The organism is Aliikangiella litoralis (assembly GCF_052495765.1).
Window position 1 is genome coordinate 5,887,005 of the sequence record NZ_CP199292.1, and the last position, 19,816, is coordinate 5,906,820.

The window sequence follows — 19,816 nt, forward strand, 5'->3', positions numbered from 1 at the left end:
GAAAAATTAGGTTAACATTAAAAATATATTTAGTTTGAGGACTGACTGGCAAATTTTACTAATTACAAATTTTTTTTGTTATTAAATTGCTGTTATTTTATAACCATTTTACCTTTGTGAATTTTTACACTTGTAATTATTACTTAGTGACGAACAGGCTTTTTAGCTAATTTTCTTTGCAAAGTTCTCCGGTGCATCCCTAATGCTCTAGCTGCAGCAGAAATATTTCCATCATTGTCGATTAAAACTTTTTGAATATGTTCCCACTCAAGCCTTTCTACTGACATTGGCTTGTCACTAATTGGTGTATCTTGCCCACTTTTTTTATTTTTAATATGAGTTAAAATTTCTCGAGCTGTTATTGGTTTTAATAAGTAATCATCAGCGCCTAATTTAATGGCTTCCACTGCTGTGGAAATACTAGCATAGCCCGTTAGTAAAATAATTTGGCTCATTGTATTGGCATCACGGATTTTTTTCACCCAACGTAAACCAGAGTCAGACTCAAGTTTAAGATCTAATAAAATAATAGGTCTGTCTGTCATTGATATATCTTCTAATGCTTCTTTGGGGTGTGCGAAGTGTTTCACTTGACAATCTAGTCGAATTAAACTGCGAGTTAGAACTTCACGATAAGTCACATCATCATCAATAATAATAAAAGTTAAAATCATTTTTTCTCCATTAATGGTAAAAAAACTTGAGTAATTGTTCCGCCAGCTTCTGATTCTATTAATCTAACTTTTCCTCCTACACGTTCAATACTGGCATTAGTTAAAAATAATCCCCAACCTAAACCACCATCTTTTTTAGTGTCTTGTATACTTGCTCCTAACGAACTTTTTATATCCTCCGAAAGCCCTTTTCCATAATCTTTTATTTCAATAACTAATTGTTTATTTTTAAGCATTCCTTTAATTTCGACTATATCAGAATGATTGTCTAAACTAGCATCAGCCGCATTATTTAAAAGATTAGTTAATGCCTGCTCTACACTAATTGATATAAACTGATTAATATCACAAAACTCATCACTCCAAAATTGTTGTGCTTGAACTTGTGGTCGATAAACTAACCAATTATTAATTAACAGCTCTAACTGTTCTTTAAGTAGTGGTCGAAATGTTAACTCGTCATTCACCTTTTGTTTAGTAAGTTGTTTTCTAGTGTAACTACTTTGATCGTTTAAATCTTGAATAATTTGACGACAATTGGCTATTTGTGTTGCCAATAAATCCATATCGTTATTAACCGAAGACGGCAACTCTTGATGCTTCAAATCTTCTACAATAATAGCCATTGTTGATAATGGTGTTCCTAATTCATGAGCCGCACTAGCAGACATAATACCTAAGCTAAGTATTTGTTCATCTTTTAGTTGAGCTTCTCTAAAATTTTGAATTTTATTTTCTTGGACTAACATGGCTCGTCTTGTTAACAAACCAAAAATTGCAATTAAGATCACGGTTAATACAAAGTTGACCCACATACCCGCTAAGTGCAAATGAAATGATGCCAGAGGGCTGGAATCGCCTAATTCTAATGGTCTTTGATAAATATTAAGTAGGGAATAGAGCAATAACTGAATAATAACGACTAACAATAAACTGATTGGTGTTAGCATAAAAGTACCAAGAGCTGTAGATATTAACAGTAAATAAATAAACGGATTGTTAGCACCACCAGAAAAATAAACGATACCGGCTAATACAACAGAATCAAAAACAATCGAAACAAAAAGCTCATTTGATTTAATAGGAGCTAACTGTTTCACTCGATAATGACAATATAATTGAAAAATTACTTCTAAAACTAATAAGCTTAAAAGCCAGTTTAATGGTAAATGAATATCTAACGACCAGGTTGCAAATAAGATCAATATTAATTGGCCATTGATCGCGATCAACCTGACTCGATTTAATATTTGTATATTTTCCCGATTAGAATAACGGTTAGTCAAAACAGATTGCATTTGCATAATATTTAACACCCTATCTAGCCCGCATTAAGACTCATTCTTATAGGCTAAACCAATTTTTGTTCCACCTGCCAGCTATTTTACTTGGCTATCAATAAAATACCACTGCGACAATTGGTCGCATAGGATCTCATCATCACTAGGTTTACCATTCGCTCAAATTTTTTATTGAGATTGATAAATGAACAAATCTAAACTACTCAGCTTCTATTTGCTCACTTTCGCTTCTAGTACTATTTACGCCGACGTAAATACTAATGACGACGAACCTAGTGTGCTGTTAATTACTGGCTCTCCGATTCAGCAAAGTATTGAAGGCTCAACAGAACAATTAGATGAATACGATAACCAAGTAGTTATTGATGCAGGTGACCTGCTCAGCCGCTTTCCTGGTTTTTCAATCATCAGAGCTGGAGGACATGGTGTCGATCCTGTATTAAGAGGGCAAAGTCAAACACGCCTTAATTTATTGCAGCAAGGCGCTTTTTTACATGGCGCTGGCCCAAACCGCATGGACTCGCCAGGTTCTTATACTGAACCTTTTGGTTGGGATGAGGTGCAAATCATTAAAGGAATAGAAACTTTAGTCGGCGGCTCTGGTGGCCCTTCAGGCAGCATCAACTTTAAACGCTACCGACCCCAACTCAATGAGCAAGTTATATCAGGTAAAATGATGGCCGCTTATTCACCCGATTTTTATAAAGTAGGAACCGATCTGGCCACAGGAGGAGAACAAGGCTATTTCCGATTAATTAGCCAGATACTTGATCAAGATAGCTATAAAGATGGCAACAATCAGCAAACTCGGACCGCTTTTAGAACACTTTCAAATACGCTAGTCACAGGGTATACGCCTGATGATACTAGCGAATTAAGACTATCATTAATGGCTAATCGAGGTTCCGATGCTTTGTTTGCAGGCACAATGATGGACGGACCAACAACAGATATGGATGCAGCCCAGTTAATCTATCTAAATGGTGATCAGCTCTCAAGTGATTATAGTGAATATCAAATTTACTGGAATGAAGCTCACCATGTTATGAACAACTACAGCCTACGCCAACAAACCGCTCCAATGAGAATGCTGACTGACGCACACTCTGAAACTAGTGGTGCAAAGTGGCTAAAGCATTGGCAATCTTCAGAGCAGTTTATTTGGCAAGCAAGTCTAGACTGGCAGAATGTTGAGCGTCACGCAGAACGATATATGGGAATGATGGGAACACCAAGCCAACTACAAGCGAACATCTGGCCTGAAAATGAATTAGATATTAAAGGTGCTGCAATTGAAGCTGAATATATCATGAATGAGGCTCACCGCCTTAAATCTGGTATTCGCTATGATCAAGTTAAGGCAACAGCCGAGCTACAAAATACACCCAATGCATTAGCACTATTTCAAGCTTATTATGCGGCGACTCCTTCGAAAGCAACAGAGAATAATATCAGTGGTTTTTCTCGTTATTACTACAAAGCGCCTTCTTCACTTTATTGGGTAGGATTAAGCTCCACCGTGCGCACAGCAGACGCCACTGAGCGCTATGTCGCAGCTGGTAATAATATGTCGATGATGCGTTGGGTTGGTAATCCGGACATTCAACCAGAAAGACATAACCAGTTAGAACTAGGTGCAAAATGGCGTTTTGAAAGCGGTTGGCATGAACTTTCTATTTACCATGATTCGATTGATGATTTTATTTTGCGTGATAGAGCAAGAGGGCAACAAGGCATTATTGCGAATAACCGGGCAACGATTTATCGTAATGTAGATGCAACTATTAATGGATTTGAGTGGGCCTTACAAAAAGAGCTGAGTGATACTTGGACTTTTTATACCAACCTTGCCTACGTAAATGGTGAAAATGATGATACAGGTTTACCCTTATATCAAATTCCACCTGTTGAAGGTTTAATTCAATTTTCAAACCAGCAAGATCAACTCAGCTACTGGATTGATGTTCGCTGGGCACTTAGCCAAGAAGATGTGGATGATAATATGATGACAGGCAGTGGATTAGATGCTGGAAAGTCTGACGATTGGACAGTACTTGATTTAAAATTACGTTACCAATTAAACGATAACTGGCAGCTATCTGCTGGGATCAGTAATTTATTAGATACTGATTATGCCTACCATGTCAGCCGTGCCAATATGGATCCTTTCAATCCTGAGGCAATTAGAGTCAATGAACCTGGCAGACAATTTTGGGTTTCTATTTTGACAGAACTGTAAAATTTCAGATATGCAAAGCGTTGCATGCAGTGAGCAACGCAGCGCTTTGTTAAAATTTTATCGGATTCCAGCGCCTTGACTTGCGGTAGGTGAAGCATCGCATCGATTTACAGAGGAAGGTAAGTCAACAACAACTCCCCATTCTTTCCCCCCCATAAATGCAGCAACAGCAAGAGATAATGCAGCTTTAGTGCGCTCAGCTCCCATATTACTTGCTTTGAAGAACACTAACTTATCTGAGCAGAAATTCTCGATATTTGGATTATCTATTAGTATTTCAAAACTGCCATCATTACCACTAGTATTTATTTGAATAACTTTTCCCCAGTACCAGGCATTACCAGCCTGAACATTCAAGCTTACTAAAGCGGCTAATAGAAAGAACAAATATTTTTTCATCGTTTACTTTTCCTTGATTTTTAATAAGTTTAAAAAAGACAATTATAAATTAACCTCAACTCTGGATAAGGAAATTCAAAATAATTAATAGAATCATTTTTATTTTCAATGACTTAAAACCCAATTAAATTGAATTGCTGTTTCCACTTGAGTTCAGTGTGGCTATTTTTGTGGATATCAAGGCAAGTGACTGCCGCAATAGCGAGCTATTGCAAAGGCGCTTAACGCTGAAAGCCGCAAAAATAGACGCTCTGATGATTTTTCTTATCCAGAGCTGAGGTTAAATTAATATCTACATACAAGAATAATTTTTAGTTCCGATTCCGCAAACTCTAAAGTAATTGCATTCATACAACTTTACCTTCCTTCTTAAATACACGCACTGCTTTTAACGCCATCTCTTCAAGTAAGCCTTTGTATTGATCTATTGGCATATTTTGAATTGGTGCAATACAAAAATGGTGAGGCTTATCTTATACAAACTTTAACCCTAGAGGAGGTTTACTGTTTGGAGGAAAACGCCATACCCAACCAGTCATAGGAGACTCATTAATTCCCGTTTTATTGAATACGCTAATTCCCTTACCTTGTTAAAAGTTATAGATGTCCACTCTCAAACATGTTTATCCCTCGATGGGATTCAATCACACGTATTTATTAGCGATTCTTCAGCGATATTTAAATCTTCATCCACTACCAGTTTTCTGATGGCTTTGTCATTCTGTTTGTATCTCCAAATGATAAAGCCATTATTACTGTTTTGGCCAGTTAACTGGTAAGCACTTTCCTTTAATACACTACAGGGGATATCAATTTTAAACTTTTCCAATAAAGCAATTTCTTCAGCTATTATATCTTCTCCTTGATTTGCTTTTTTCAAGGATTCTTGAAGTAAGCTAATATAATAGCCTATAGCAAAAGAAACAATAATTGACAAAAGTAAACCAAATTTCTTCATGATCAGTTATGCCATATCAATAAAAACTGGAGTGTGCATTGGAGCCCAATTAAACAAGGCCCTTGCATTATCTTCTGATAGTCTAACACAGCCATGCGAACCAAGTGAATCAAACCCCATGTCTTTCAGCAGTGATGTCACACCAACTGTATTAGGTTAGATTAAATACCAATATATATTTGAAATTAACTATTTACTGCCTATCAAAAACATCATCCCACTCTTTTTCATAACCTGATTTTTCTAAATAACCTGAGAATGTGTTCATTATTTTTTCGTTCCAAAATTCTGCTCCTTCTTTCCACGGTAATTGGACATCCTGCTTTTCGTCTTCAATTGAAGCATTTACCATTTCCCAAAAGAACTCGCTTAAATCAGCAGCCTCGCTAGAACTGGCCACTTTGCCTTGTTCTAACAAATCAAGTATCTTAGTTGCATTAAGTTTATTAGCGTAATAAATTGCATATTGTAGTTCTTCTTCAAATTTATATGGAATCATTTAATTACCCACGCCCCATCTTTTATAATACTCGTTCTATCAGCAGCCCAATTGATTTCACCAATGCTTAAATAGCTCAAACAAAAAGCAAAACCATAACAACTAGCGATTATGCACTTAACAAAAATCGCGTTAGACTATATACCATACTAATATTTTTACAACAAACCGAGTAGAGCAAACAACATGACCGAAACCAGAACCAAAAAGCGTGCAGAAGAAATGGTCAACTGGAACTTAGTGTTCCCCAACCAAGCGAACCCTAGCGGTAATATGTTTGGTGGTGATGTTATGGCAATTATGGATACCACGGCAGCTATGGCGGCAAAACGTTTTAGTGAAAAACAAGTTTCAACAGTCACAGTAGAGGCCGTTCACTTTGCCAAACCTATAATGGTCGGCGATAACATTAAGACAACAGCCAAGGTAGTTGCTGTTGGAAAAACCTCCATGATGGTTAAAACAGATGTTTATCGTGACATAGGTGGAAATAAACTAATGAAGTGTGTTAGCGCATTTTTAAATTTTGTTGCCTTTGATTATCAAAGACTGCCATCTCAGGTTCCACTACTTGAGCTAGCAGAAGAAGATAAACAAGCACACTTAATTGCTCTCAGCATTAAAGAGTCGGCAAAAGCTCGACAAAAAGAAATTGATAAAATCCTAACGAGTGATTAGCTTTAATCGCTAAAACGAATTTGGCCTATCTTGTTTACGCTTTTGGCAGTTTTTTAAAATCTGTATTTTTCTTTCGTTATCAGCACTATGCCAACCGGTAATTTCATCAATATGACGACCACACCCCACACAGATATCCTTTTCATCTAAACAACACTGGCTTATACAAGGAGATTGAATATTAATCGATTTATCTTTACTCACTTATTTTAAAAGCCCTTTTTATTTAGTCACTACTTATCGTTTACTATATCACTATTTTATCAAATAATGATTAAAATATATTTAATACTTCACCGATGATATGCTGCTAGTTAAGTGTTGAAGGCAACCTTGGTGAAGATAACAATTTAGCGAACCGCTTCCAGCGGCCAGCTTGTGTTTTATCAGCACCTGACTCAACCCATTGTTTTACCATATCTTTGCCCCAATTGTAATTAATCACATAAGCTCCATAGGTATCAACAAATCTCACTCGCTGTTTTGCTTTTTCAGCACTCATTAGCGTATATTTTTGAAACATTTCTTGAGCTTTCGACGCATCTATTTTTCCATTGCGATATAAGCGAGCAATTTCATTACCAGCATAATTTAACTGAGCAGTTAATTCAGAAACTGCTGAGTGTTTTTCAGCTAACTTAGGATCGATTCCGGCTAATGGATATAAAACAGATTTTTCAAACTGAATTTTTTCTTTGCCAGGAAAGGCCATTTCAATACCATAGTTAGCACTTCCTTCTGCAATCAAAGATTGTGGGCTAAACAGAGGGTATACTGAGTATTCAACCCAGCCTCGTTTTTTATACAAGTTAGCTTCTAACAAGCCATTGTATGTATGATGACCTGGATAACCTTCATGGCAACCTAAATCAATTGCGCGAGAAATATCAATGGGTAATTCAGTATTTACCTGAATTAACGAAATACCTTCTCCTTGATACCAGTTATAGCCACTCCAAGGTTTGTCAGTAACAAACTCTAGGGTGAAATTTTCGTTATCTAATAGTTGGACAAACTGTTTTGTTCTTTCTCTACAAGCTTTTATGGCCGCATCAAAAACAACTTGTAACTTCTCTTTAGGAACGACAAATTGTTTTCGAAAGTTTTCAACTTTAATTAATAATGAATCTTTTCCGGGTAGCGTTTTATCTAGTTTTTTTAATATCGCCTCAAACTCTGACATATCTTTCACTGGTGCTTGAGTATCATAAAGCATCAAGCTCTCTTGATCAAAATCGTATTTTGTACTGCCATGTACTATTAAAGCTCTTGAGACCATAGAGTTTATTTGTGCTTTTAAATAGGCTAAACGTAACTGTTCAATTTCTTCTTTTGCTTTTTCACTTGATAAAACATCAAGCAAAAGTTTTCCTGCAATAATGACTTTCTTTAATTCAATTTTATTTTTTTTAGCCGCGTCTTTCCATTCGCTAGGTCCATAGTAAGCATCTATGTAATTTTTATCGTGCTGCCCTAAAGCTAATGCCAACTGAACATATTGTTCAGCAACTTCATCCACATTGGTTTTTACCGAAGCAAATACAGGTAAAGCCAAACTAAAAGTCAGTATCATAATCAGCTTTTTTATTTTCATTTTAAACTCTCTTTTAACCACTATTTTTATTCTCGCAAAACCGACTTTAACTTCGCCAAAATGCAGGGCTAAATAATACTAATAGCGTAAATATTTCCAATCGGCCAAATAACATTGCTAATGACAATATCCACTTAGCCAAATCACTAATGTTAGCATAGTTGGCAGCAACTTTACCTAGACCAGGTCCCAAGTTATTCATACACGCTGCAACAGCAGAAAAAGCCGTAATTTGATCAAGTCCATCTGCCATTAAAATTAACATAAATACAAAAAACAATGCAACGTAAGTTGCAAAAAAACCCCAGACAGCTTCGATTATATTTTCTGAAAGAACTGTCTCGCCAATTCGAATTTTAAAAATACCATTAGGATGAATCAGTTTTTTAATTTCTCTTGAGCCTTGCTTAAATAAAAGCAAAAATCGAATGACTTTCATACCACCACCAGTAGAACCAGCACATCCACCAATAAAACTTGCAAACACTAAAAGTGCTGGTAAAAAAACTGGCCAAGCATAAAACTCCTGAGTGGCAAAACCTGTCGTTGTCGCCATAGAAACCGTATGAAATAGAGCATCACCGACGGCATCAGAAAAACCATCTCCTGATTTAATAATTAAAGTTAATGCCGTAATTAAAGTCACAATAGCCATAATTGAGATATAAACTTTAAATTCTGGATCTTTTGTATAAGGCTGCATACTGAGCTTTCTTACTGAAGCAAAGTGAAGTGAAAAATTAATACCACTTATCAACATAAATAGTGTACAAATCAATTCAATCTCTGAACTGTTAAACCAGCCAATACTTTTATCATGTGTAGAAAAACCACCAATGGCAACCGTAGAAAAGCTATGGCAAATAGCATCAAACAATGACATTCCAGCTAACCAATAAGACACCGCACAAGCAGTGGTTAATCCTAAATAAATATACCAAAGCGCTTTCGCTGTTCCCGCTATTCGAGGTGTTAATTTTGAGTCTTTAACAGGGCCTGGAGTTTCAGCGCGATAAAGCTGCATTCCACCGATACCGAGCATGGGTAATATTGCAACAGCCAAAACGATAATTCCCATACCGCCTAACCATTGTAGTTGTTGCCGATAAAACAACACTGCGTGTGGCAATTCATCCAGGTGCTTAATAACCGTCGCACCTGTTGTAGTTAGTCCAGAGAAAGATTCAAAAACAGCATCTGCTATGCCGAAATCATTAATATCACTTAAATAAAGTGGTATTGCCCCAAATATACTTAATACTGTCCAAAATAGAACAACAACAAAAAATCCATCTCGATTTCGTAACTCACCTTTAAGCTTTTTGTGTGGTAAAAAAAGTACTAATCCAGTAAATAAACTAATAAAAAATCCGGAAAAAAATGCGCCACCACCACCATCGCCAAAAATTAATGCCACCACAATAGGTGGCATCATTGTGACGCTGAAGATCATCAGTAAAATACCTAGTATTCGGACGATTAACTGACTTTGCATAATATTTTCTTTGGTTACTAAATTTCGAAATTAGAAAAAAGTAAGATCAACCTGAAATAATTGTTCCACTTCGGCAACATATTTTTTATCAACTAAAAATAGAATTAAATGGTCATTAGACTGAATAATAATATTGTGATGGGCAATAATAACTTTTTCATCTCTGACTATGGCTGCAATAGCAGTCCCTCTTGGTAATTCAATTTCACCAATTGCACGACCAACAACTTTAGAAGTCTCTTCTGTTCCATGTGCTACAGCTTCCATTGCTTCAGCAGCCCCTTTACGCAAAGAGTAAACATTGGCAACATCACCACGCCGTATATGAGTAAGCAGGCTACTTGTGGTTGTATGCTGAGGTGATAAAGCAATATCGATTTCGTTACCTTGTAATAAGTCTGTGTAGGCAACTCGATTAATCAGTACCATTGTTTTACGTACACCTAATCGTTTAGCCAGCATAGCTGAAATAATATTGGCTTCATCTTTATTGGTTACTGCGATAAAAACATCCATTTTATCAATATTTTCATCAATTAGCAGTTCTTGGCTACTCGCATCACCATTCAACACAATCGTATTTTCTAAACCATCACTAACTGCTAGTGCCCGTTTAGGATCGGCTTCAATTAACTTAACCTGATAGTTTTCCTCTAATGACTTAGCGAGACCTCTACCAATATTTCCGCCACCCGCAATCATTATTCTTTTGTATGGGTTTTCTAATTTCTGTAATTCACCCATCACCTGCCTAATGTGATGGCTAGCAGCAATAAAGAAAACCTCATCATCGGCTTCAATAACAGTATCACCTGTAGGCATAATCGCCTTACCTCGGCGAAAAATTGCTGCCACTCGTGTTTCAATATTTGGCATATGATCCTTTAAAGCTGATAGCGCATTACCAACCAACAAACCACCATAATAAGCTTTTACCGCCACGAGTCGAACTAAACCATTAGCAAAATCAACAACTTGTAATGCTCCTGGATTTTCAACCAAACGACGAATATATTTAACCACTAACTGTTCTGGACTAATAACAACATCAACAGGCAAGTTTTTAGTATCAAACAACTTTTTCTCTTTTAAATACTCTGCACTTCTAATTCGCGCTATTTTAGTTGGCGTTTTAAAAATAGAATAAGCCACTTGGCAAGCTATCATATTGGTTTCATCACTATTCGTGACCGCTATAATCATGTCTGCATCTTCAGCTCCTGCCTGCCTTAAAATATGCGGGTGAGAGCCATAGCCTACGATTGTTCTTAAATCGAGATGATCTTGCAAAGCACGTAGTTTTTTGGGATTAGTATCAACAAGGGTAATATCATTGTCTTCACCCGCTAAGCTGATAGCTAAAGTACCGCCAACCTGTCCCGCACCTAAAATAATTATTTTCATTATCAAACTTGCCTTTGAGTCGCAGGCCTACCTATTTTTAAACTAACGATACACCCAATTCTACAAAATTGCATAATGCTCGCCTCATTATTCAAATTTTCTTAAACCACATAAATAAAACCCATCCATTTGAAACTCTCCAGGTACAATTTGATAACCAACAGCTGCCCGCCGACTCAAAGAATTATGGATTGCTTCTGGCATTTGTAGTACGGTCGGCTTATGCTTTGCTTGAAAGATCTGAATTTGCTGTTCATTTTCCACTTTAAACACTGAACAAGTTGCATAGACTAAAATACCACCTGGCTTTAGTAATGACCAACACTGATCTAATATTGTCTGCTGTAAAGTAACCAACGGCTGAATGTCGGTTACTTTACGGTGAATCTTTACATCTGGATTACGGCGTATCACACCAGTTGCAGAACAAGGAACGTCGAGTAAAATTCGATCAAATAGCTGACCATCCCACCAACGCTCAATTTGGGTAATATCCGCAGTCATTACCTGACTGTTTAGCTGCATACGGGCTAAAGTCTGCCTGATTTTCTCAGCTCTTGCAGGAGATAATTCAACAGAGGTTAATTGAACCGAACTTTCTCTTTGTAAAATATGCGTCGTTTTACCGCCAGGAGCAGCACATCCATCAAGCACTTTTTGGCCAGGCTGCAAATCTAGCATTTCAACAGCTAATTGTGCTGCAGCATCTTGCACTGTCACCTCACCCTGAGTAAAACCAGGTAATTTCATTACATCTACAGCATTATCCAAAATAATCGCATCGGATGCGACTGGATGCAGTTTGGCGGACAAATCTAATACTTCCAATTGTTTCAAATATTGCTCTCGAGTTAAACGCAATTGATTAACTCGTAATATCATTGGTGCCTGCAGATTATTATTTTGCACTATACCATTTGCTTCATCAGACCAATCTTGTTTGATTTTCTTGACTATCCACCCTGGGTGAGCAGTTTGGAATTGAATCGATTTTTGTAGCTTTGCTTCAATGGCTTCGTGATTACGCTGATATTCTCTTAAAACACCATTTATTAGACCTGTCGCCCATGACTTGCGCAGTTTTTTAGCAAGTTCAACGGATTCTGATATTGCCGCATGATCTGGCGTAGATAAATACTTTATTTGATACAAACCCAATATAACACTCATTAATACATCATGATCTTTGGGCTTTAAAGGCTTAGCCATTAGATTATCTGCTAGAGTTTTAAGCTGGAAATAAAAACGTAAGCACCCAAATAACAACTGTTTTGCCAACGCTTTCTGCTGAGGTGATAACGCTGGTTCTTGGTTAGTTGAATACTCTGCTAACAAATGATTAACTGAACGTCCCTTATCAACAACCTGAGATAGCCAACGAATGGCTTGTAGGCGCGGATCAGTCATGTTGACCCAAGACAGGGTTCTCAATAAACCAATCTTTACGTGAATTTAACAATGCAACAGCATCCATTCTCTTGCTACCATCAGGCTGCAATTCCTTCAGTAATAGCGTTTTTTGATCCCCACAAACAACCTCAATACCGTGTTTTGACATAGCGATAACGCTACCAGCAGCATTTGTAGAGTGATTATCAGTGAGCTCCACCTGCCAGACTCGAATACGCTTATTCCCAGCATGAGTAAAACAAACAGGCCAAGCATTAAGTGCTCTAACTTTTCTTTCTATGTCGCTGGCATCTTTTGACCAATCAATTTGTGCCTCTTGCTTAGACAGTTTATGCGCATAGTTAGCCAAACTATCATCTTGCACTTCACCGCAAAATTCAGGTGAGTAGGTTGCTAAATATTGATTAATCGCTTGACCGCCCAACTGAGCTAGCTTGTCATGTAATGAACTACCTGTTTCTTGTTTATCTATTGGACAGCTAACTTTTAATAACATATTTCCAGTATCTAACCCCTTATCCATTTGCATAATAGTAATCCCGGTTTCAGAATCACCATTTTCAATAGCTCGTTGAATAGGAGCTGCTCCTCGCCATCGCGGTAGTAAAGAACCATGTATATTCAGACATCCATATTTGGGTGTATCAAGCACAGACTGTGGCAACAATAACCCATAAGCGACCACCACCATTAAATCAGCTTGATAATCACTCAACCTTTTAATATCCGAAGTTTCCTTAAAATTAAGCGGCTGCTCAACTGGTAAGCCTTTTTCTTCTGCTAGTTTCTTGACAGGACCAGCAACCAGTTTTTTACCACGCCCACTTGGTCGATCAGGCTGACAATAAACAGCCATTACCTGATGACCAGCTTCTAATATTGCTTGTAATGCAACAGCAGCAAAGTCAGGAGTACCTGCAAAAACAATTTTTAACGAATGATTATTCATTAATAAATAACTTCTCTTTATGTGGTTAAATAATTTATTTATTTTTTGCTTTTTGCTCTTTTTCTAGCTTTTTGCGAATTCTTTGGCGTTTGAGCGGCGATAAATAATCAACAAACAATTTTCCTTGCGTATGATCGAGCTCATGTTGAATGCACACAGCAAGCAACCCATCTGCATCAAGCTGAAACTCTTTACCTTCTCTATCCAGTGCTTTAATCGTCACTTCATCTGCTCGCTCAACTTTTGCATAGACGCCCGGAAATGAGAGACAACCTTCATCCATTTCTTCAACCCCACGTAATTCAACTATTTCGGGATTAATAAAGACTAGGGGAGAAGACTTATCTTCAGATACATCAATAACAAATAGCTTTTTATGAATATTGACCTGTGTCGCAGCAAGACCAATTCCGGGTGCTGCATACATAGTTTCGAACATATCATCGATCTGATCTTGTAGCTTTTTATCAAACTCAATAACAGGTTTGGCAACAGTGCGCAGACGTTTATCAGGGTATTCAAGAATGTTTAATATAGACATGTAGCGGGTAACTCTGTGACGTAAGTTCTAGTAAAATCATAAGTAATACTGCTAAGATAATGATCATACTGGAAAATTTGTTGTTAATACACTGGGTTTTTAGACAAATTTTAGGCTAAAATGGCCATTAAGGGGCATTTTTATCGCCTAAAGAATATATCAAAAGGGAAAGCACAATGAAAAAAATTACCATTGGCCTTTTGTCTGCTCTATTCAGCTTGTCTGCTTGGTTTAGTAGTGCGGCCGAATTAAGACAAAACCACCCTGAGTTTCACGTTGTTCAACCGGGGGACACACTTTGGGATATTTCCGAGAAATTCCTGCAATCTCCCTGGCTTTGGCCAGAAATTTGGCATGTGAACGATCAGGTTAATAATCCTCACTTGATTTTTCCTGGAGATATCATCGGGTTAGTCTATGTTGATGGGCAACCGAGAATAACGAAAACTAATCGGCTACCTAATGGTACAGTTAAACTGCGGCCAAAAGCTCGAGAATTATCCGCCGATTCAGCGATAACCACATTGCCACTAGATGCAATAGCACCATTCTTAACTTCTGCTCAAGTAGTTTCTGAAGAACAGCTTGAAGATTCTCCATATGTTGTAGGTAGCGATAGTGACCGCTTACTAGCAGCAGAAAACAATAAAGTTTATATGCGTGGTATCATTGATGAGGCAGCCCAAAAATATAGCTTTTTTAGAAGAGGTGACCCCTACATCGATCCAGAAACTAAAGAACTATTGGGCATTGAAGCAATCCACGTTGCGGAAGGGCAAAAGATTATGCCTGGTGATCCTGCGGTAATGAAAGTTAAAAAATCAACTTTAGAACTACGTGTTGGTGATAGAGCTTGGCCAACAAATGATGAGCAGTTGCGTCCAGTCTACTTCCCGCATTCTCCAAAATCATTCGAAGGCGGTCAAATAATTTCAGTTTACGGTGGAGTACAACAAATAGGCCAATACAACGTCGTAGTTATTAACCGAGGCGAGCGAGAAAATATGGAGGTTGGTCATGTATTATCAATTTATCGTCGTGGTGCAACAATTGTTGATGATATTGCCACTCAGAGACGAAAAGATGATGACTCTGTAAGCACTTGGGATAAAATAACTGATACTGTGACCAATTCAAAAGAGACGGTCACTTTACCAGATGAACTAGCAGGTAGACTGATGATCTTTAGAACTTTTGAAAAAGTGAGCCTCGGTCTAGTTTTAAAAGCAGAAAAAACAATTCATGTATTTGATAAGGTCAAAATGCCTTACTAGAATAAAACTCTTACTAAAAACTTTGGCTAGCAGGGAAAGCTATTGGCAACTAACACGGATGAACTCAAAGCATTTTTAGCATTAAAATCAATTAAAGGCGTCGGCAATATTGGCGCCTTAAAATTACTTGAACAATTTGGTTCCGCAAGTTCAATTTTTAATGCTTCAACTACCCAGCTTCGCTCGGCATCTATCAAAAACAGTATTATTCAGCAAATTACTCAATTTGATTTTACGATTGTTGAGCAACATCTAAAATGGGCAAAGAAAGATAATTGCCACCTTATTCCTATTAACACTCCACTTTATCCACCGTTACTGGCTCAAATACACTCACCACCTATTTTACTCTTCGTACTCGGAAATCCCGAAGTATTACTATATCCTCAAATAGCAGTTGTTGGTTCACGTCAACCAACAGCACAAGGACTTTCAAATACAAAATCATTCTGCCAAAGTCTATGTGGGCACGGGCTCACAATTACCAGTGGAATGGCTATTGGCATTGATGGTGAGGCTCATATTTCATCTCTTAAGGCTAAAGGTTTTACAATAGCGGTTGCGGGTACAGGCTTAAATCGAGTATATCCGGCACACCATAGAGAACTAGCCCACCAAATCGCTAAAACAGGTGCTTTGGTATCAGAAAACTTTCCAGATGATAATTTCAACGCAGGTAGCTTTCAACAACGCAACCGAATTATAGCCGGCTTGAGTTTAGGCACACTAGTCATTGAGGCTGCGGCCCAAAGTGGCACGCTAATAACCGCCAAATGCGCAATGGAAGAGGGTAGAGAGGTTTATGCGGTCCCAGGCTCAATTCATAACCCTCTGGCAAAAGGCTGCCATTACTTAATTAAACAGGGTGCAAAATTAGTCGAAACAATTGAAGATATTCTAGAAGATTTACCAAGTATTAATAAAGGTCAGCCAACTCTACAAACAATCACTGAAAAAGCTCAGCTTGATCAAGAAACAGCCAACTTCCTTAGATTTATTGATTATGATATTACTTCACTAGACACCATCATATTAAGGAGTGAATTGACAGTGGAAGCTGTGACCAATAAACTACTCATGCTGGAGTTACAAGGGTGGGTTATCAATACCGCAGGTGGATATATCCGCCAATAAATTAATTTTTTGGGGAGTCTTAATGAAAGCAGAAGTAATGGATGTACTGATGTATATCTTTGAACGTTTTCAAGACGATGAATTTGTACCGGTTGAAAAAGCTCAAGCACTAGTGAGTGAACTAGAAGAAGTAGGCTTCAAGAGTGGTGAAATTAATTGCGCTTTAGATTGGCTAGATGGCTTAGTAGATACTAGCTCTAAAGATTTTGCGCCTAGCGAAACCTCTCAACAAAGCACACGTGTTTTTCATCCTTATGAACAACATTTTCTTTCTGTTTCTAGCCGTGGATTTCTCTATTTTTTAGAGCAAGTTGGTGTACTCGACCCACATAGTCGAGAAGCTGTTATTGATCGTGTATTGGCACTAAAATCAGACAAACAGGTTGATTTAGACCAACTGAAGTGGGTCGTAATGATGGTATTATTTAACTTGCCAGGCAAACATGAAGCTGCAGTTTGGTTAGAAAATATGGACGCTTGCTTTCATTAAAATCAAATAGCCTATTATGAATAGAGGTTTTTTCCTTCAGGTTGACGCTTGAATCTTTTATAACTCCACTGATACTGATCTTTCCAAGTATTGATGATTGCCTCAAGTTGCAGATTCATCTGCTGATTAAATTCTTCCACTGAGCGGTTAGAATAATCAAACTGAGGCTTTTCTAAATAAATGTCAAATGAACCATCTTTATTACGAATGCAATTACCAAACAATAAATTAGCCTGACTTTTGCTCAAGAGTTTATGCAAGAGTGTCATCGTATAAGCTGGCTGCCCAAAGAATGGCGAATAAATACCTGCTCCTTCACGAGGGGCCTGATCAGGTAGAATCATCATCACCCCCCCATTTTTTAACTCTCTTAATAACCCCATAATGCCTCTAGGGTCAGTTGAATAGGCTTTACCACCAAATTTAGTACGAGATTCAAGCATAACTTTATCTAATTGCTCAAACTTTGCAGGCTGATACATCCCAAAAGCAGGATAATTCAACTGCACCCATTGCCATAAATACTCCCAGTTTCCTATGTGTGCCGTAGCTATAATTACTGAGCCTTGTTTTTCAACTATTTCATTAATTAGCGCTTGGTTATGTACTTGTGCAATCTGAGATTCTAATTTAACTCGACCAGCAAACCAAGCCGTTACAAACTCACTAAAAAGATAAGCGCTTTGACGGTTAATTTTTAAGATTTCTTGGTTAATTTGTTGGCTTTTCAGTTCTGGGTAACAAATTTGTAAATTCGCCCTCATAATACGAGTAGCTTTCCCATTCAATACAAAATTTAATCGACTAAAAAACAAACTTATCCAGTAGGTAACAGGTGCAGGCAATCGATAGGCTAATTTTACCAAAACAGATAATAACGCCCCCTTTACTTTAGTACTTTTTTTGTCTCGATAAGCCACTGGCAGCCTTTATAATAAACAACTTTGATTAAGGAGCGAAATTGGTGCTTATTCTATGTGATCGGTGTTTCTATTTGCAATCGTGAAAACAGACATTATTGATGTTAGTATTTAAGTTAATCGGTAAGTATTGATTTTAAATGGACTTTTAACCACCAAAGGCGATTTACTATTCGTAGATAATAAAAGAGCATAGCTTAAAATCTACGCTCTTAAATTTAATTATTTCTTTATATTCAATCCCTTAAACTTATAATCTTTTGGTTCACCTTTAAAAAACAGGCCTCCTTTTGGATAACCATCGACACTTTCTAGAACTGAATCATAAGAATCCATTGCAACCATTTCACTGCATAATAAGTTTGCTTTTTCTTCTAGCTCCTTCGCATTAACTTCTACGTATTGCTCAATGTCATGCTCTAAATTTTCCATACGAAACTCCAGATCCTTTAATTCTTCAGAATCACCTGAAAATACAGAAGATAAAACGTTACCGACGATTTTACCAGAATACTTAGTAATAGCCGTTTCAAGCACTTGCTCAAACTCTTCATCAAATCCATCTTCAATCACTTTTTCTACTGCCTCAACATTTAATTGAGTTTTTGTAATATTCGTTTTTATTTTATCTACCGCAACTTCAATCGGTTTGATTAAATCCGTTTGAGCAGCTTTATCATCGCCAAATAATGAAGTAATTACCATTGTAGCCGTTTTAATACCAAGTTCCGCTCCTTCAATAGCCACTTCTGCTATTTGGGGTACCATTTCACGGGCTTTTTTCTGAAGAGACAGGCTAGCCTCCTTTTGAGCTTTGGTTAATTCCACACCTTTGTTATTAATGAGCAATTTATCGCCAGCAAACTCATAACGCTCGCCATTTGTACGACTAAATAGCACTCGATTAGCATCGATATCAACATTATATTCTGTTGAATAACGGCATACTTCTGACTCAGCGCTAACAATATTTGCAACCCCAATTAATGCAATTGTTATAAGTGTCTTTTTCATAAATACTCCTCCTAAGGAACTATTAAAACTCAAACTACTTTTTATCTGTAATAGTAAAAACTAACAACAAGTGGTAAGTCGAATAAAAACTCAATAAAGTTGGAATAAGTTGAATAGAGAATGTAAGAATGTATTTCAGATAAGTCAAATTAGAAAAAGCGCCGAAATACGGCGCTTAATTTTTTATTGCTTTGGCTGTTCGGTAACTTTTACTATGTTATTAGAACCAGATAACTCTTTAACTGCTTGCTTGATACGCTCACCAGAACCAAGCTTCTTATTATCTAATTTGTACCTTTTGTTGACGATTAAAGTAGGCGTTCCAATCACTTTGGCATTCATTGCATACTGCTTGGATAAACGAAGCTGTGTATTCAACCAATATGACTTAGCGACATCATCATAGGCTTTTGCATCAACACCAAGTGAAACAAAAAAGTCTTTTAGATCATCATCATTTTTAAAGTGTCTTTTTTCAACATGAATGCGTCGAAAGATCTTTTCATGACTTTTGTCTAATACACCTAACTTTTCACCAATATAGTAAGCTTTAACATATACTTTCCAAGAAGGACGTAACTCCAAAGGGATGATTTTAAATTTAACGGTCGGATTTTCATTTTTTATCTCACTGATAACCTTTTCCATCGAATAACAAGCGCCACAGGCATAGTTAAAAAACTCTTCAACAATAGGCTCTTCACTTTCTTTAGGTGAAATGATTTGATAATGCTCACCAGCAACAAAACTGCCAGATTCAGCTGATACCGCACCACTAAGAGTACAAGCTCCCACAAAGAGCGCCATAAGTATATTTTTTGTAAGTTTCATCAAGACCTCTGT

At 37.2% G+C, this 19,816-nt stretch carries 21 protein-coding genes; 5 read left to right on the top strand and 16 right to left on the bottom strand.

Annotated features, from left to right (window positions below):
• Nucleotides 1-143: 143 nt before the first annotated feature.
• On the bottom strand, nt 144-674 hold the full coding sequence (locus ACT5E3_RS24580) for a response regulator transcription factor (RefSeq protein WP_444996214.1): 531 nt from the start codon (nt 672-674) through the stop codon (nt 144-146).
• The gene (locus ACT5E3_RS24585) at nt 671-1,978 is read right to left on the bottom strand and encodes an ATP-binding protein (RefSeq protein ID WP_444996215.1); all 1,308 of its coding nucleotides are present in this window, start codon (nt 1,976-1,978) and stop codon (nt 671-673) included. Before ACT5E3_RS24585 ends, ACT5E3_RS24580 begins: the two co-directional genes overlap by 4 nt.
• A gap of 181 nt (nt 1,979-2,159) precedes the next feature.
• Between ACT5E3_RS24585 and ACT5E3_RS24590 the strand changes: the two genes are divergently transcribed.
• The gene (locus ACT5E3_RS24590; protein ID WP_444996216.1) at nt 2,160-4,214 is read left to right on the top strand and encodes a TonB-dependent receptor domain-containing protein; all 2,055 of its coding nucleotides are present in this window, start codon (nt 2,160-2,162) and stop codon (nt 4,212-4,214) included.
• A gap of 57 nt (nt 4,215-4,271) precedes the next feature.
• Here the strand turns inward: ACT5E3_RS24590 and ACT5E3_RS24595 are convergent, their stop codons facing one another.
• The 4 genes from ACT5E3_RS24595 to ACT5E3_RS24610 all read right to left on the bottom strand — a co-directional run bounded on the left by ACT5E3_RS24595 (nt 4,272) and on the right by ACT5E3_RS24610 (nt 6,070).
• The gene (locus ACT5E3_RS24595; RefSeq protein WP_444996217.1) at nt 4,272-4,613 is read right to left on the bottom strand and encodes a hypothetical protein; all 342 of its coding nucleotides are present in this window, start codon (nt 4,611-4,613) and stop codon (nt 4,272-4,274) included.
• A 640-nt stretch (nt 4,614-5,253) separates the two neighbouring features.
• A complete protein-coding gene (locus ACT5E3_RS24600) occupies nt 5,254-5,571 on the bottom strand; it encodes a hypothetical protein (RefSeq protein WP_444996218.1) in 318 nt (105 codons plus the stop codon).
• Between the two features lie 6 nt (nt 5,572-5,577).
• Nucleotides 5,578-5,691 (bottom strand): L,D-transpeptidase, encoded by a 114-nt coding sequence (locus ACT5E3_RS24605; RefSeq protein WP_444996219.1) that lies wholly within the window; start codon nt 5,689-5,691, stop codon nt 5,578-5,580.
• Between the two features lie 73 nt (nt 5,692-5,764).
• Nucleotides 5,765-6,070, bottom strand: a complete 306-nt coding sequence (locus tag ACT5E3_RS24610) for a hypothetical protein (protein WP_444996220.1) — start codon at nt 6,068-6,070, stop codon at nt 5,765-5,767.
• 186 nt (nt 6,071-6,256) lie between these two features.
• Between ACT5E3_RS24610 and ACT5E3_RS24615 the strand changes: the two genes are divergently transcribed.
• Nucleotides 6,257-6,748, top strand: coding sequence for an acyl-CoA thioesterase (locus ACT5E3_RS24615; protein WP_444996221.1), 492 nt, complete (start codon nt 6,257-6,259; stop codon nt 6,746-6,748).
• Between the two features lie 9 nt (nt 6,749-6,757).
• On the opposite strand, the gene ACT5E3_RS24620 is transcribed toward ACT5E3_RS24615, so the two are convergent.
• From ACT5E3_RS24620 to def, 7 genes are all read right to left on the bottom strand, one after another.
• Complete coding sequence (locus tag ACT5E3_RS24620; RefSeq protein WP_444996222.1) at nt 6,758-6,952, bottom strand: DUF1289 domain-containing protein; 195 nt, start codon at nt 6,950-6,952, stop codon at nt 6,758-6,760.
• Between the two features lie 106 nt (nt 6,953-7,058).
• Nucleotides 7,059-8,342 (bottom strand): hypothetical protein, encoded by a 1,284-nt coding sequence (locus tag ACT5E3_RS24625; protein ID WP_444996223.1) that lies wholly within the window; start codon nt 8,340-8,342, stop codon nt 7,059-7,061.
• Nucleotides 8,343-8,388: 46 nt separating this feature from the next.
• Entirely contained in the window at nt 8,389-9,837 is a 1,449-nt protein-coding gene (locus tag ACT5E3_RS24630) for a TrkH family potassium uptake protein (protein ID WP_444996224.1), read from the bottom strand.
• A gap of 30 nt (nt 9,838-9,867) precedes the next feature.
• A complete protein-coding gene (trkA, locus tag ACT5E3_RS24635) occupies nt 9,868-11,241 on the bottom strand; it encodes a Trk system potassium transporter TrkA (RefSeq protein WP_444996225.1) in 1,374 nt (457 codons plus the stop codon).
• Nucleotides 11,242-11,328: 87 nt separating this feature from the next.
• Entirely contained in the window at nt 11,329-12,648 is a 1,320-nt protein-coding gene (rsmB, locus tag ACT5E3_RS24640) for a 16S rRNA (cytosine(967)-C(5))-methyltransferase RsmB (RefSeq protein ID WP_444996226.1), read from the bottom strand.
• Nucleotides 12,641-13,600, bottom strand: a complete 960-nt coding sequence (fmt, locus tag ACT5E3_RS24645) for a methionyl-tRNA formyltransferase (RefSeq protein ID WP_444996227.1) — start codon at nt 13,598-13,600, stop codon at nt 12,641-12,643. The genes rsmB and fmt overlap by 8 nt, the downstream gene beginning before the upstream one ends.
• Nucleotides 13,601-13,634: 34 nt before the next feature.
• A complete protein-coding gene (def, locus tag ACT5E3_RS24650; protein WP_444996228.1) occupies nt 13,635-14,141 on the bottom strand; it encodes a peptide deformylase in 507 nt (168 codons plus the stop codon).
• Between the two features lie 176 nt (nt 14,142-14,317).
• Here def and ACT5E3_RS24655 point away from each other — a divergent pair, with 176 nt between their 5' ends.
• Genes ACT5E3_RS24655 through ACT5E3_RS24665 form a run of 3 tightly spaced genes read left to right on the top strand, consistent with a single transcriptional unit; the run spans nt 14,318 to nt 17,039 of the window.
• The gene (locus ACT5E3_RS24655) at nt 14,318-15,415 is read left to right on the top strand and encodes a LysM peptidoglycan-binding domain-containing protein (protein WP_444996229.1); all 1,098 of its coding nucleotides are present in this window, start codon (nt 14,318-14,320) and stop codon (nt 15,413-15,415) included.
• Between the two features lie 42 nt (nt 15,416-15,457).
• Nucleotides 15,458-16,549, top strand: a complete 1,092-nt coding sequence (gene dprA, locus ACT5E3_RS24660) for a DNA-processing protein DprA (RefSeq protein WP_444996230.1) — start codon at nt 15,458-15,460, stop codon at nt 16,547-16,549.
• Between the two features lie 22 nt (nt 16,550-16,571).
• The gene (locus ACT5E3_RS24665) at nt 16,572-17,039 is read left to right on the top strand and encodes a DUF494 domain-containing protein (protein WP_444996231.1); all 468 of its coding nucleotides are present in this window, start codon (nt 16,572-16,574) and stop codon (nt 17,037-17,039) included.
• 14 nt (nt 17,040-17,053) lie between these two features.
• On the opposite strand, the gene ACT5E3_RS24670 is transcribed toward ACT5E3_RS24665, so the two are convergent.
• The 3 genes from ACT5E3_RS24670 to ACT5E3_RS24680 form a co-directional block, all read right to left on the bottom strand.
• Nucleotides 17,054-17,959 (bottom strand): lysophospholipid acyltransferase family protein, encoded by a 906-nt coding sequence (locus ACT5E3_RS24670; protein WP_444996232.1) that lies wholly within the window; start codon nt 17,957-17,959, stop codon nt 17,054-17,056.
• A gap of 222 nt (nt 17,960-18,181) precedes the next feature.
• Nucleotides 18,182-18,973 carry a DUF2884 family protein gene (locus ACT5E3_RS24675; RefSeq protein WP_444996233.1) on the bottom strand — a complete coding sequence of 264 codons (792 nt, stop codon included), beginning with the start codon at nt 18,971-18,973 and terminating at the stop codon, nt 18,182-18,184.
• Nucleotides 18,974-19,156: 183 nt separating this feature from the next.
• Nucleotides 19,157-19,804, bottom strand: a complete 648-nt coding sequence (locus ACT5E3_RS24680) for a thiol:disulfide interchange protein DsbA/DsbL (protein WP_444996234.1) — start codon at nt 19,802-19,804, stop codon at nt 19,157-19,159.
• Between the last annotated feature and the right edge of the window lie 12 nt (nt 19,805-19,816).